Source organism: Paraburkholderia sp. BL18I3N2, from assembly GCF_003001875.1.
Lineage (GTDB): Bacteria > Pseudomonadota > Gammaproteobacteria > Burkholderiales > Burkholderiaceae > Paraburkholderia > Paraburkholderia phytofirmans.
This window is the reverse complement of record NZ_PVNC01000003.1, coordinates 746,827-760,206: the sequence shown is the minus strand read 5'-3', so window position 1 is coordinate 760,206 and position 13,380 is coordinate 746,827. Positions and strand designations below refer to the sequence as shown.

General features: G+C 62.2%; 14 protein-coding genes. 8 read left to right on the top strand and 6 right to left on the bottom strand.

Annotation, left to right across the window (positions count from 1 at the left end; translation table 11 throughout):
* The 3 genes from B0G75_RS13175 to prpF form a co-directional block, all read left to right on the top strand.
* Nucleotides 1–225 (top strand): citrate/2-methylcitrate synthase (locus tag B0G75_RS13175; protein ID WP_308705807.1); only part of this gene is annotated, 225 nt, incomplete at its 5' end.
* A gap of 329 nt (nucleotides 226–554) precedes the next feature.
* Nucleotides 555–3,152 (top strand): Fe/S-dependent 2-methylisocitrate dehydratase AcnD, encoded by a 2,598-nt coding sequence (acnD, locus tag B0G75_RS13170; protein WP_106305531.1) that lies wholly within the window; start codon nucleotides 555–557, stop codon nucleotides 3,150–3,152.
* A gap of 80 nt (nucleotides 3,153–3,232) precedes the next feature.
* Nucleotides 3,233–4,420, top strand: a complete 1,188-nt coding sequence (gene prpF, locus B0G75_RS13165) for a 2-methylaconitate cis-trans isomerase PrpF (protein WP_106305528.1) — start codon at nucleotides 3,233–3,235, stop codon at nucleotides 4,418–4,420.
* Between the two features lie 239 nt (nucleotides 4,421–4,659).
* Here prpF and B0G75_RS13160 read toward each other — a convergent pair whose 3' ends face one another.
* Nucleotides 4,660–5,493, bottom strand: coding sequence for a class I SAM-dependent methyltransferase (locus B0G75_RS13160; RefSeq protein WP_106305525.1), 834 nt, complete (start codon nucleotides 5,491–5,493; stop codon nucleotides 4,660–4,662).
* 229 nt (nucleotides 5,494–5,722) lie between these two features.
* Here B0G75_RS13160 and B0G75_RS13155 point away from each other — a divergent pair, with 229 nt between their 5' ends.
* Nucleotides 5,723–6,772 carry an AraC family transcriptional regulator gene (locus tag B0G75_RS13155; RefSeq protein WP_106305522.1) on the top strand — a complete coding sequence of 350 codons (1,050 nt, stop codon included), beginning with the start codon at nucleotides 5,723–5,725 and terminating at the stop codon, nucleotides 6,770–6,772.
* A gap of 31 nt (nucleotides 6,773–6,803) precedes the next feature.
* Here the strand turns inward: B0G75_RS13155 and B0G75_RS13150 are convergent, their stop codons facing one another.
* On the bottom strand, nucleotides 6,804–7,199 hold the full coding sequence (locus tag B0G75_RS13150; protein ID WP_106305519.1) for a DUF305 domain-containing protein: 396 nt from the start codon (nucleotides 7,197–7,199) through the stop codon (nucleotides 6,804–6,806).
* A 29-nt stretch (nucleotides 7,200–7,228) separates the two neighbouring features.
* The gene (locus B0G75_RS13145; RefSeq protein ID WP_106305516.1) at nucleotides 7,229–7,426 is read right to left on the bottom strand and encodes a heavy-metal-associated domain-containing protein; all 198 of its coding nucleotides are present in this window, start codon (nucleotides 7,424–7,426) and stop codon (nucleotides 7,229–7,231) included.
* Nucleotides 7,427–7,595: 169 nt separating this feature from the next.
* Between B0G75_RS13145 and B0G75_RS13140 the strand changes: the two genes are divergently transcribed.
* From B0G75_RS13140 to B0G75_RS13125, 4 genes are all read left to right on the top strand, one after another.
* Nucleotides 7,596–7,904: a hypothetical protein gene (locus B0G75_RS13140; protein ID WP_146142507.1), complete on the top strand. Its 309-nt coding sequence runs from the start codon at nucleotides 7,596–7,598 to the stop codon at nucleotides 7,902–7,904.
* Between the two features lie 121 nt (nucleotides 7,905–8,025).
* Nucleotides 8,026–8,985 (top strand): hypothetical protein, encoded by a 960-nt coding sequence (locus tag B0G75_RS13135; protein ID WP_106305509.1) that lies wholly within the window; start codon nucleotides 8,026–8,028, stop codon nucleotides 8,983–8,985.
* A gap of 158 nt (nucleotides 8,986–9,143) precedes the next feature.
* Entirely contained in the window at nucleotides 9,144–9,458 is a 315-nt protein-coding gene (locus tag B0G75_RS13130; protein WP_012427906.1) for an antibiotic biosynthesis monooxygenase, read from the top strand.
* A 204-nt stretch (nucleotides 9,459–9,662) separates the two neighbouring features.
* Complete coding sequence (locus B0G75_RS13125; RefSeq protein WP_106305506.1) at nucleotides 9,663–10,670, top strand: NAD(P)-dependent alcohol dehydrogenase; 1,008 nt, start codon at nucleotides 9,663–9,665, stop codon at nucleotides 10,668–10,670.
* Between the two features lie 96 nt (nucleotides 10,671–10,766).
* Here B0G75_RS13125 and B0G75_RS13120 read toward each other — a convergent pair whose 3' ends face one another.
* The 3 genes from B0G75_RS13120 to B0G75_RS13110 all read right to left on the bottom strand — a co-directional run bounded on the left by B0G75_RS13120 (nucleotide 10,767) and on the right by B0G75_RS13110 (nucleotide 13,369).
* The gene (locus B0G75_RS13120) at nucleotides 10,767–11,390 is read right to left on the bottom strand and encodes an ABC transporter ATP-binding protein (RefSeq protein ID WP_106305503.1); all 624 of its coding nucleotides are present in this window, start codon (nucleotides 11,388–11,390) and stop codon (nucleotides 10,767–10,769) included.
* Between the two features lie 123 nt (nucleotides 11,391–11,513).
* Entirely contained in the window at nucleotides 11,514–12,356 is an 843-nt protein-coding gene (locus tag B0G75_RS13115; RefSeq protein WP_106305722.1) for a shikimate dehydrogenase, read from the bottom strand.
* A gap of 320 nt (nucleotides 12,357–12,676) precedes the next feature.
* Entirely contained in the window at nucleotides 12,677–13,369 is a 693-nt protein-coding gene (locus B0G75_RS13110; RefSeq protein WP_106305501.1) for a phosphatase PAP2 family protein, read from the bottom strand.
* Between the last annotated feature and the right edge of the window lie 11 nt (nucleotides 13,370–13,380).

The window sequence follows — 13,380 nt, the reverse complement described above, 5'->3', positions numbered from 1 at the left end:
GAGGCGAAGAAGATGTTCCCGAATCTCGACTGGTTCAGCGCGGTCTCGTATCACATGATGGGCGTGCCCACGGCGATGTTCACGCCGCTCTTCGTCATCGCTCGCACGGCGGGTTGGAGCGCGCACATCATCGAGCAGCGCATCGACAACAAGATCATCCGTCCGAGCGCGAATTACACCGGACCCGACGATCTACCGTTCGTGCCGCTCGCCAAGCGTGTTTGAGAGTGCTTTGAAGACGTCTTCAGGGGCGTCTTCTTCGCCGTCGATTGCGTGAGCGTGTAGCCACGCGCAGGCAAGCGTTTCTCCTCCATTGCGTCTAAAGAGCGCGGCGCAATGAAGTTGGGCCTTGGCTCGCTGAAACCCCGGGCCAAGGCCGTTTTTTGCGGCGCATTCGCGCGGCCGCCTGCAAACCCGAGCCGCACGGCGCCGCGCGCTAAACTACACGTACTGCCTGACTGGCCCGCCAGGGAAACGCTATAAAAAAAGGGGCCGCCGATCGTGATCGGCCGCCGCCATCGTCCCCGGATCATTACTGTTTTGTCCCCTACGCCATGAATACTGCAAACCGCAAACGCCTTCCCGGCACCCAGCTCGATTTCTTCGACACGCGCGCCGCAGTCGACGCGATCCAGCCCGGCGCTTACGACAAACTGCCGTACACGTCGCGCGTGCTCGCCGAAAACCTCGTGCGCCGTTGCGATCCGGCCACGTTGACCGCGTCGCTCAGGCAGATCATCGAACGCAAGCGCGAGCTGGATTTCCCGTGGTTCCCGGCGCGCGTGGTGTGTCATGACATTCTCGGCCAGACGGCGCTCGTCGACCTGACCGGCCTGCGCGACGCGATTGCCGCGCAAGGCGGCGATCCGGCGCTGGTCAATCCGGTGGTGCCGACGCAACTCGTGGTCGACCATTCGCTCGCCGTCGAGTGCGGTGGCTTCGATCCGGATGCGTTCGCGAAGAACCGCGCGATCGAAGATCGCCGTAACGAAGACCGCTTCGACTTCATCAACTGGACCAAGCGCGCGTTCAGGAACGTGGACGTGATTCCGCCGGGCAACGGCATCCTGCATCAGATCAACCTTGAGCGCATGAGCCCGGTCGTGCAGGTGAAAGACGGCGTGGCGTTCCCCGATACGCTGGTCGGCACCGACTCGCATACGCCGATGGTGGACGCGCTCGGCGTGATCGCGATCGGCGTGGGCGGGCTCGAAGCGGAAAGCGTGATGCTGGGCCGCGCGTCGTATATGCGCCTGCCGGATATCGTCGGCGTGGAACTGACGGGCAAGCCGGCCGAAGGCATCACGGCGACCGACGTGGTGCTCTCGTTGACCGAATTCCTGCGCAAGGAAAAAGTGGTCGGCGCGTACCTCGAATTCTACGGCGCGGGCACGGCCAAGCTGACGCTGGGCGACCGCGCGACCATCGCCAATATGGCGCCCGAATTCGGCGCGACGGCCGCGATGTTCTCGATCGACGAACAGACCATCAAGTATCTGAAGCTCACCGGCCGCGACGACGAGCTTGTCAAGCTGGTGGAAACTTACGCGAAGGAAGCCGGCCTGTGGGCTGACAGCCTCGTGAACGCCGAATACGAACGCGTGCTGAAGTTCGATCTGTCGACGGTGGTGCGCACGCTCGCCGGGCCGTCGAACCCGCATCGCCGGTTGCCGGTGTCGGAACTGGCGGCGCGCGGCATCAGCGGCAAGGTGGAGAACGAGCCGGGTTTGATGCCGGACGGCGCGGTGATCATCGCCGCGATCACGAGCTGCACGAACACCAACAATCCGCGCAACATGATCGCAGCCGGTTTGCTGGCGCGTAACGCGAACCGCCGCGGACTGACTCGCAAGCCGTGGGCAAAAACCTCGCTCGCGCCGGGATCGAAGGCGGTCACGCTGTATCTCGAAGAGGCCGGGCTGTTGCCGGAGTTGGAGCAGCTGGGCTTCGGCGTGGTCGCGTATGCGTGCACGTCGTGCAATGGCATGTCCGGTGCGCTGGATCCGGTGATCCAGAAGGAGATCGTCGAGCGCGATCTGTATGCGACCGCCGTGCTGTCGGGCAATCGCAACTTCGACGGCCGCATTCATCCATACGCGAAGCAGGCTTTCCTGGCGTCGCCGCCGCTGGTGGTGGCGTATGCGATTGCGGGCACGATCCGTTTCGACATCGAGAAAGATGTGCTCGGTATCGATGCCGACGGCCAAGCCGTCACGCTGAAGGACATCTGGCCGACGGATGCGGAGATCGACGCGATCGTCGCGTCGAGCGTGAAGCCGGAGCAATTCCGCAAGGTGTATGAGCCGATGTTCGCCGTATCCGTCGATACCGGCGAGAAAGCCGATCCGCTTTACGACTGGCGTCCGATGAGCACCTACATTCGCCGTCCGCCGTATTGGGAAGGCGCGCTTGCCGGCGAGCGCACTTTGAAAGGCATGCGTCCGCTCGCCGTGCTTGGCGACAACATCACGACCGATCACCTGTCACCGTCCAACGCGATTCTGGCGGACAGCGCTTCGGGCGAATATCTGGCCAAGATGGGCTTGCCGGAAGAAGACTTCAATTCGTATGCGACGCACCGCGGCGATCACCTCACGGCGCAGCGCGCGACCTTTGCCAACCCGACGCTGAAGAACGAGATGGTGCTCGAAGACGGCAAGGTGAAAGCGGGATCGCTCGCGCGCATCGAACCCGAGGGCAAGGTCACGCGCATGTGGGAGGCGATCGAAACCTACATGGAACGCAAGCAGCCGCTGATCGTGATTGCCGGCGCGGACTATGGCCAGGGTTCGTCGCGTGACTGGGCGGCGAAGGGCGTGCGTCTGGCCGGCGCGGAAGCGATCGTCGCCGAAGGATTCGAGCGCATCCACCGCACGAATCTGGTGGGCATGGGTGTGCTGCCGCTAGAGTTCAAGCCGGGTGTGAACCGGCTCACGCTGGCAATCGACGGCACGGAAACCTTCGACGTGGTCGGCGAACGCAAACCGCGTGCGGACCTTACGCTCGTGATTCATCGCAAGAACGGCGAGCGGGTCGAGGTGCCGGTGACGTGCCGGCTCGATACCGCCGAAGAGGTTTCCATCTACGAAGCCGGCGGCGTGTTGCAACGCTTTGCGCAGGACTTTCTCGAGTCGTCGAAGAAGGCGGCTTGAGGCGGCGGACGTTTTAACGCGGCAACGGGTGGCGTGGCACGCTCTGCCATATCACCCGCCCACATCAGGACACGATTTTCATGGCCCACCAACCCCAGATCAAGATTCCGGCCACCTACATGCGTGGCGGCACCAGCAAGGGCGTGTTCTTCCGCCTGCAAGATTTGCCCGAAGCGGCCCAAGTGCCCGGCGCCGCGCGCGACGCGCTGCTGATGCGCGTGATCGGCAGCCCCGACCCGTACGGCAAGCAGATCGACGGCATGGGCGGCGCGACGTCCAGCACCAGCAAGACGGTGATCATCGCCAAAAGCAGCCGGCCGGATCACGACGTGGATTACCTGTTCGGGCAGGTATCGATCGATAAGGCGTTCATCGACTGGACCGGCAATTGCGGCAATCTCTCGGCAGCGGTCGGGCCGTTCGCGATCAGCTCGGGTCTCGTCGACCCGAGCCGGATTCCGCGCGATGGCGTGGCTGTCGTGCGCATCTGGCAGGCGAATATCGGCAAGACGATCATCGGGCACGTGCCGATGACCGACGGCGCCGTGCAGGAAACCGGCGATTTCGAACTCGACGGCGTCACGTTTCCGGCGGCGGAAGTGCAGCTCGAATTCATGGATCCGGCTGCGGAAGAAGAGGGTGCGGGCGGCTCGATGTTCCCCACCGGCAATTTGGTGGACGATCTGGAAGTGCCTGGCGTCGGCACGCTGAAGGCGACCATGATCAACGCGGGCATTCCGACCATCTTTGTCGATGCCGAGTCGATCGGCTACAAGGGCACGGAGTTGCAGGACGCCATCAATAGCGACGACAAGGCGCTCGTGATGTTCGAGACGATCCGCGCGCATGGGGCGTTGCGCATGGGGCTCATCAAGAACCTCGACGAGATCGCGACGCGCCAGCATACGCCGAAGGTGGCGTTCGTCGCGAAGCCGGCTGCGTACGTGGCATCGAGCGGCAAGCAGATCGGCGCGGGCGACGTCGATCTGCTGGTGCGCGCGATGTCGATGGGCAAGCTGCATCACGCGATGATGGGCACGGCCGCGGTGGCCATCGGCACTGCGGCGGCGATTGCTGGCACGCTGGTGAATCTCGCGGCGGGCGGCGGCGCGAAAGAATCGGTGCGCTTCGGTCATCCTTCCGGCACGTTGCGGGTCGGCGCCGAGGCGAGCGAAAGCGGCGGCGAGTGGACGGTGACCAAGGCCATCATGAGCCGCAGCGCGCGGGTGCTGATGGAAGGCTGGGTGCGGGTGCCGCAGGAGCGGTAAGCCGAATGCCCGGCTTCGTCCGCAAGGGACGAAGCCGGCAAACGGGTTTTGATGCAACGGCGAAGCCTAAGACGTCAGCCCGATGCTGGCGAGAACGAACCGAAGACCGAAGAAACAAACGGACGAAAACAGCGGCAGGCCGAAAGCTAGCGATATACACCGCAAGCCGACGGCGCTGGCCTGTGGCCATCGATCGAAAAAATAGACAGCCGCGCCGGCCAGTACGCGGCCGACCCCGTTCATTGCCGCACCATCACGATCTCGAGATACTCGCTAGGCAGCACGAGTGTCCCGTCGCCTGACCGGTTGCGGCTTTCCATCAGCGTCATCAGATCGAGCTGGAAGGCTGCTTGCCGTTCGCCGTCCATTGCGGCGAATGCCTTGTTGATCGGGCCGTAGTAAGTCCGGAACACCTCGAGCCAATGCGCCGGCGAGTGGTATCGGAACATGAATTCGCGGCTCGTCACGACGACACTGCGCGCACTGCCGTGAAACAGCTCGTCGAGCCGCGCCCGGGTGCCCCACAGCGCCGGCGACTTGAGACCGGGCGGCGGCGGCAGATACTTACCGATCGTCTTGAACACCTGGCCGATGAAGCTATCGGGTGTCCAGTTCGCGAGGCCGATCTTGCCACCGGGTCTGCATACGCGCGCCAGTTCGCTTGCCGCTTTCTCCTGATTCGGCGTGAACATGACGCCGAAGGTCGAGATGACGACATCGAAGGAGGCGTCTGCGTAGGGCAGCGCTTCGGCGTCGGCCTCGCGGAACTGGACCGCTGTCAGACCTTCCGCTTGCGCGCGAGCCTTTCCCGCATCGAGCAGCGAGGCCACGTAGTCGGTCGAGGTGACGTCGCACCAGCGGCGCGCGGCGGCGAGCGTGCCGTTGCCGTTTCCCGCCGCGACATCGAGCACGCGGCTGCCGGCGCGCAGGTCGAGTGCTTCGCAAAGGTTTTCTCCGACGATCTGTAGCGTTGTGCCGACGACGGCGTAATTGCCCGTTTCCCACGCGGCGTGCTGGCGCGCTTTGACGTCAGCGAATTCGGAGGTTTGTGAAGAAGAATGGACTTCAGACATGGAGATGCTCCAGAGAAAAAGTTGTGCGATGCACGCTAGTGTTAGTGCGCCAAGGTTTATCAACGCATGTGGTGCCTCCTTAATTGCGGTTAAGTATTCGATTCATTCAAGAATCCTTAGCATTGTTGTAAGGGATTCGCATGGATGCTAGTATCGGTGCGACTGTCAAATCGATGAATGACCAGGCGTCCAGATCTTTTGCGCAGGACGCCGAAGTTCCTGGACAACGATGGACGCTCTCTCCGACGTGCTTCGCCTGGTTCGCCTCGGTGGCGCGGTGTATTTAAATGGCGACTTCACCGCACCGTGGTGTTTGTACGGCCAGGCTGACGCAGGGTTGTGCGGCAGCTTTCTTCCTCCGGCCGAACGTATCGTCTCCTACCATCTGATCACCGAGGGAGGCTGCTGGGCTTCGCTCGCTGACGACCTCGGGTCCGCTATTTACGTGGCTGCCGGCGAACTGCTTGTCGTGCCGCAAGGCGAGGCGCATCTGCTTGGCAGTTCGCTCGACATCACGCCCGGACCCACTGGCGAACTGCTCGAGAGTCAGTTGCGCAATGCACCGGGGCAGGTAATGGCGCTTCACTACGGCGGTGGCGGAGACCGCACGCGTCTGGTGTGCGGCTTTCTCGCGTGCGACGACACCTTGAGCAACCCGGTGCTGTCCGCGCTGCCTCGCATCTTCAAGGTCGACATGCGCAACGATCCGCAGTCCGCGTGGCTCGAATCGTCGCTACGGTTCGCGGCGGCGGAGGCCGCGGAATGGCGCGTAGGCAGCGCGATCGTTCTTGCGCGGCTTTCGGAGCTGCTTTTCGTGGAGGCGGTGCGGCGTTGTATCGATGCGCTGCCGTCCGATCGGAAGGGCTGGCTCGCGGGCGTGGGGGATCGGTTCGTCGGTCGAGCGCTCGCGTTGATGCATGCGCAGCCTGCGCACGGGTGGACGGTCGATGAGCTGGCGCGCAAAGCCGGCTTGTCCCGCTCGGCGCTGGCGCAGCGATTTACGCAGTTGCTCGGTCAGCCGCCTATGCAGTATCTCGCGCATTGGCGTTTGCAGATCGCCGCGCAGGAGTTGCGTGGCGGCACGAAGTCGCTGGCGGCGGTGGCGGACCAGGTGGGATATGAGTCGGAGGCGGCGTTCAATCGGGCTTTCAAGCGCGAGTTCGGAATGCCGCCGGCGGGGTGGCGGAGGAGCCGCGGCGAGATGACGGGTATTGCTGCGGGCTCTGCCGGCGCGGCTGCCGCCGCCATAGATGGATCGTTCGACGATCGAGGTGGCTAGACCGCTGGCCGCGCGATCCAGCGCGCCGCCTTCACTTCACCCCATGCTTCGCCTGCCAGCTCTTCATGAACGCGATTTCGTCGTGCTGCGCCTTGATGATGTTTCTGGCCAGCCGCTTCAACTCCGGGTCCTTGCCGTACTTCAACTCGACCTGCGCCATTTCGATCGCCCCTTGATGATGCGGAATCATGTGCGCGACGAAGTCCTTGTCGGCGTTGCCCGTATAGTCGGCGCTCATGTCCTGCATCATTTTGTCGTCGGCGGCCTTGAAGGCTTGCGTCGCATCGCCGCCGCCGGCATCCGCTGACTTCGACATGTCCATGCCAGACATGGCGGCCGGTTGCTGGGCGTGGACGGGCACGGTCGCGACAGCAAACGCAAAGCCGCTGAACAGGCAAAGGGCACGAAAGGCACGAAGTTTTTTCATAGTGAATATCCGTTGGGAAAAGGTGTCCGTCAGGCTCTCAGCGACGGATGAAAGCCCGCCGTCTCGATGGCCTCGATGAGTCGTCCGGCCGCCAGCGTCGACGTAACCTTGACGATTTTAACGGGGACATCGACTTCGAGCTTCGCTGCAGGGTCGAGACTCGTGACCGCACGCGTGATGGCGTTGGCGCAACCGCCGCAGGACATATCCGGGACGTCGAATTCCATTTCCTACCTCCAATGAGAAATCATGGCTCAAGCATGGACCTTCCCACGGCGGTAAGGTCAAGCAGGTTTTCGTCGGCGGCTGAAATCGTGTCGACGCACTCCAAGCCATCATGTGCGGCATCGTCCCAGCCTTACGATTTTGCAAACCTGCATGCTGGACTTCGTACCCATGTCTTACTGGCGCAAACTCTTCATCGTCGTGCTGCTCGTGCTGAGCCTTCCGGTTCAGTCGTTCGCGGCCGTCTCCATGAAATGCGGGTCCTCGCATTCCGTGGGCGATGCGCCGTCCGCGCATGAGGAGGCTGCTCGTTCAGTGGCCCATCATCACGACCATGCCGCGATGATGGCGGGGCAAGCCGGGCATTACGCCAGTGCCCATCTTCAGCATCGGGACGGCGTGCTCGAGCGTGTCGCCGAGGTTTTACTCCGCTCGACCGGTGCCACCTATAGAAAGTCTTACCGATCCTTTGTGCGTTAGCTCACGAAGCCAAGAGGATCTTACTCGCCCCGCGCTTTTTCGATGTTATGCTCGGTCGTCGTGACTTCTTCCATGCATAGACGCGCGCGAATTAAGAAAAAGATTCCATTAGGAGCCGGGCATGCTAAGAAAAGTAGTCGATCGGGCGAAACAAATCCGACGCAGTGAGGGGTTCAAGCATTCCGTCGCCACACCACGTCGTATCTCACTTCATGCCACACAGCGATTAAACAAGGGAATCTTTGCCATCGAAATTCAGGAGAACTCTGGTTTCTTCTCCGTGATGCAGATGGTCCTGTTTATTCTGATGTACTGCGACGAGAAGTGTCTGACGCCGTGCATCAGCGCACGCGGCGGGCTCTACGGAGACGCTGCGGGAACGATCGACTGGTTCTCTTCCTTCTTCGATTCCGTGAACGGCAAGGCCACGGCACCGCTCACACACAAGGTGAGAAAGTCGACGGTTCGCGACCTGGTCCAGCTGGGGTTTCGTCAACGCTACGAGGCGCAGCTTCAACTCAAGAGCGCCAGCAAACTATTCCTCGCACATTACCGGCCAGCCGGCCATATCGTCGATGAAGTCGACGCGATCTGCGGCAAGCTCGAGATCGGCGCGTCCACGCTCGGTGCGCATTTCAGAGGCACGGACAAACCGCTGGAAGCCATCCCGGTTTCATGGGGCGATTTCTGCCGTCATATAGAAACGACTCTTGCGGAAAACCCGCACTTGAGCAACGTTTTCGTTTCAAGCGACGAACAGGCATTTCTCGACTTCTTTATCGCGTGGCCGTTTTCCAGACCGGTCAAAGTGGCGCCCGCGAAACTGCTCGCGTACGGCAATACGCCGATCCATTTCAGCGGTTATCCGGGACTCGAAATCGGTCGTGAAGCGCTGGTCTCCAGTCTGCTGTTGTCCCGTTGCGGGTATCTGGTGAAGACGCCGTCGTATCTGTCGGCGTGGTCCAGAATATTCAATCCGGCGCTGCCGGTGAAACTCGTGTCGCCGCCGCGGCCGGACGCATTCTGGTTTCCCGACAGCCGGCTATGGCTCGAACAGGAGGCGCAGGACAAAGCGGCCTGAACGCAGCCGCGTTCGTGCCGCCTGGATGTGTCGAGTCGCGGCATCAGCAGGAAGAGTGGCACGCCTATAATGAAAGGCCGCCTGACCGGTTGGCCGGAACGAGTCGTTCCAGTCCGGCAATCCGCCAGATACATCGTGACTGCAAAGAGGCCTTCAGCATGTACATTGCCATGAACCGTTTCAAAGTGACGCCCGGATCCGAAGCTGCTTTCGAACATCTGTGGACCACGCGCGATACGCATCTGAAAGAGGTGCCGGGTTTCGTGGAATTTCATCTGCTGAAGGGTCCGCAGAAGGACGATCACGTTCTCTATTCCAGCCATACGATCTGGAAGGACTATGCGTCCTTCGAGGCGTGGACGAAGTCCGACGCCTTTCGCGCCGCGCATCGCAACGCAGGCGGTGACAATCGCGTGCTCTATCTCGGGCATCCGGAATTCGAAGGCTTCGAAGTCATTCAGACCGTCAAATGAATGCATGACCGTCGCGACCGCCCTGCGTCATTCCCGGGCGTCGCGAAGTGACCTCTCCCAGTGACAACGCGCTTTCAGCGAGCATTTCGCCCGCGTCGGCCGGTGCGCGCTACGACAACGCGCTGAGCAGGCTTGCGGTATTCTTTTGCGAGCATTTCGCCGCGACGCGTCACGCGCCGGCGCAACTCACAGAGGAACGAAAAAATGAAAGCAGTCAAAATCGGTTCGCCCGCCACCGTCGCCAATCTCCAGGTCGTCGACATCGCCGATCCCGGTCAGGCCGCGGCGGGCCAGATTCGCGTGCGCATTCACGCCAACTCCTTGAACTTTCACGACTATGGCGTGGTGAGCGGCAATCTGCCTGCCGAAGCACAGCGGATTCCGATGGCGGACGGCGCGGGTGTCGTGGAGGCGGTCGGCGCGGGCGTGTCGGAATTCAAAGTGGGCGATCACGTGGTGTCGTGCTTCTTTCCGTTCTGGGAAAACGGGCCGCCTGCCATCGCCGATTTCACGACCACACCCGGCGACGGTGTCGACGGCTACGCACGCGAAGCGGTCGTGCTGCCGAGCCACTACTTCACGCATGCGCCGCGCGGCTATAGCCACGCCGAGTCCGCAACGTTGACTACAGCCGGGCTGACCGCATGGCGCGCGCTCGTCGTGGACGGCCAGTTGAAGGCCGGCAATACAGTGCTCGTGCTCGGCACCGGCGGCGTGTCTATTTTCGCCTTGCAGATCGCAAAAGCGATGGGCGCTTCGGTGATCGCGACATCTTCATCGGACGCGAAGCTCGCCAGGCTTCGCGAACTCGGAGCCGACCATACGATCAACTATCGCGAGAATCCGGAATGGGGCAAGCAGGTCCGCTCGCTGACCGGCGGGCGCGGTGTCGATCATGTGATCGAAGTGGGCGGGCCGGGGACTTTGCCGCAGTCGATCACCGCGTGCCGGATCGGCGGTCATATCGCGCTGATCGGCGTGTTGACCGGACGGGCAGGGCCGGTGCCGACCGCGGCGCTGATGGCGAGGCAGCAGCGCTTGCAAGGCTTGATCGTCGGCAGCCGTCAGGATCAGCGCGAGATGATCCGGGCACTCGAAGTGACCGGCATCAAGCCGGTGATCGACAGCACGTTCGAACTGGCGAAGCTCGCCGAGGCGTTCGCGCACGAGGAATCCGGCGCTCACTTCGGGAAGATTTGCGTGGCGGTTTAAGCGCGGCTTGCGTGCGCGAGTGAACGCCGGCTTGCCGCTTTCTCTCGCGCTGTTCATGCCGCTCCCGGTTGGCATGCATGGGCATGCGAAGGCGTGTCAGTTGCGCTTTCCCAAGTCGGCGAAGTTGACGCAGCGCGCTTCACACGCATTCGTAAAGACCTCGTCGTAGCTCGAGAAGAACACCGTGCGTGTTTGCGCCAGCGTCTTGAACAGATCGACCAGCACGGCACGTGCGGCGGCGTCGAGGCCGCCAACGGGTTCATCCGCTATCAGCACCTGAGTGTCGCCGAGCACGGCCGACGTCAGGAAAAACTTCTTGCGCGTACCGAACGACATCTGCTCGAAGCGTTTGTCGAGATGCGGCGTGAGGCCGAAACGGTCCGCGAGCGCCAGCGTGTCGGCGGTGACTGCCGTGTTTCTCGCCGATGCCACCGTGTTCAGATACGCGCGACCGGTCTGATCCGAATAAGGCATGCAGTCTTCGGGCACATAAGTGAGCACGGATTGCGCGGCCAGCGGCGCGCTGCGCAGCGAATGGCCGCCGAGCCACACCTCGCCGGTATCGGGCTCGATCGTGCCCGCGAGGATGCCGAGCAACGTCGACTTGCCGCTGCCGGATTCGTCGTTCAGCGCGACGCATCCTGATGCCGTGTCGTAATGTAGTGCCTGAAAGATGAGGCGTTCGCCGTAGCGCTTGCTGAGGTTTTCGAATCGAAGCATGGTTGGAGCGTGAGTCGGGAGAAGACCCTCCGCGTCGAATTGCGGGGCACGTGTCTTCTACAGGTTGGCGTCGCGCAAGTGTAGCAGCGCGAGCCGTGGACGCCGTCGCGTCCCATGCTTCACTTATCGGACGGCATCCAGCAAGAACGTCACCATCCGGTCGCACACGCGGCCGAACATTTGCGTGCCCGTCACCGTCGGGCATCCGCGCGCGCGGGCTGCTTCGATCAACGGCGTGAGCGGCGGCTTCGTCACCACATCGCCGACGAACGTCGTGGCCGGCAAACGCGATACGTCGATAGGCAGCGGGTCGTCCGCACGCATGCCGAGCGGTGATGCATTTACGACGACGTCGTAAGCACTGGCGTCTACGGAAGCAGCCGCGCTGTGCACTTCACCTTGTCCGAGCGCATTCAGTCGGCCGATCAGCGACGCCGTACGTTCGGCATCATTATCGCGCACGCCGAGTGACGCCACGCCGCCTTGCACCAGCGCATGTCCGATCGCGGAACCCGCACCGCCCGCGCCGACCAGCAGCGCACGTTTGCCGCGCAGATCGCAACCCGCATCGACGAGCGCCGCGACGAAACCGGTGCCGTCGAACATGCCGCCGTGCCAGCTGCCGTCCGCCGTGCGACGCAACGTGTTGACCGCGCCGAGAAAGCTTGCCTGCTCAGTGAGCGAGCCGCAATACTTGATCGCGCTGAACTTGTGGGGGACGGTAATGATCACGCCGTCGACATTGCGCATGGGCGTCACGCCTGCAAAAAACGCGGGCAGATCGGCGGGCGCCACGTGGGCGGGGACCACCAGCGCATCGCGTCCGGCCGCGCGCAAAGCCGCGGTCACGCCGGACGGCGAGCGGACCTGCGCAATGGGATCGCCGACGATGAAAACCACTCGCGTGGCGCCGCTGAGGCCTTCATCCAGCGAGGTGGAAAATGAAGGGACGTCGGGTTGCGTCATGTCGAGTGTCTCCAATGTTGCCTGGCTTTCATCTTGCGCGATGCCGGGCAATCTCGCTTGAATGTGCGCGGCGCAAAACGGGTCGAGCCGGATGAAACGCTGGCGATCGTCGCGGCGCCGGAGTATCTGCGCGAAATGCCACCAAAGTGACCGGCCAGCGACGTTCATCTAGACCGTGCCTGGCCATTTGTGCGACTGCTCCGCTTTCTGAACGGCCGTTTCAATCACAGAACGCGTGTCGCGTCGAGGAACCTGGCTTCGACAAAATCACCCGCTCGGGCTGCGGCACCACTGACACGCTTTGCAGCGCCACACGCGATTCAAAAATTTTTGAACACACTGCTCGCCAGGGTGCGCAGTTCGTCGAACTGCGTAACGAGTTCGAGGCACAGAACAAAGGCCAGCATCCCTGACGGCCCCGGGTAGCGTTCGATCCATCGCAGCGCCGGAGTTGCATAGCGCACGCGGATGGCATCTCGAGTCATGACATAGGTAATTCCGATTCCCACAGCGGCGCCCACCAGCAAATCGGTTGGGTAGTGGAAGCCGAGATAGGCGCGCGGCACGCAAATGAACAGCACGGTATAGAGAATCGCCAGCACGCCGATGCCACGCCACACGAGGAAGATGCCGGTGGCGATCGCCATCCATAGCATCGCGTGATCGCTTGGGAAGGAACTCCAATTCGTCAGCAGTGCGTCCTGAAGATTGTTACCTGCAAAGTGCAGATGCAGTTCGGCGCTATAGACGGGGCGCACCCTGAACGGCAACCAGTGAGTCAGCAGTCTTCCAACGAAGAGCGCGACGAGGCCGCTGAGAAGCGTCGCGATAACCATTTCTCGCCGCCAATCGCGGCGCTTGTTCTGCTGAAACCACATCCACCAAAGTACGGGAATGAGTACAAGGCCTTTGAACGTGTAGAGGTCGGTGATACGTTCAATGGATCGGGTCGCGAAATAGCCGAAGTGTACGTTGGACAGATATGTTTCGATCGCCAAATCGAAGTTATTCATTATTTTGAAAT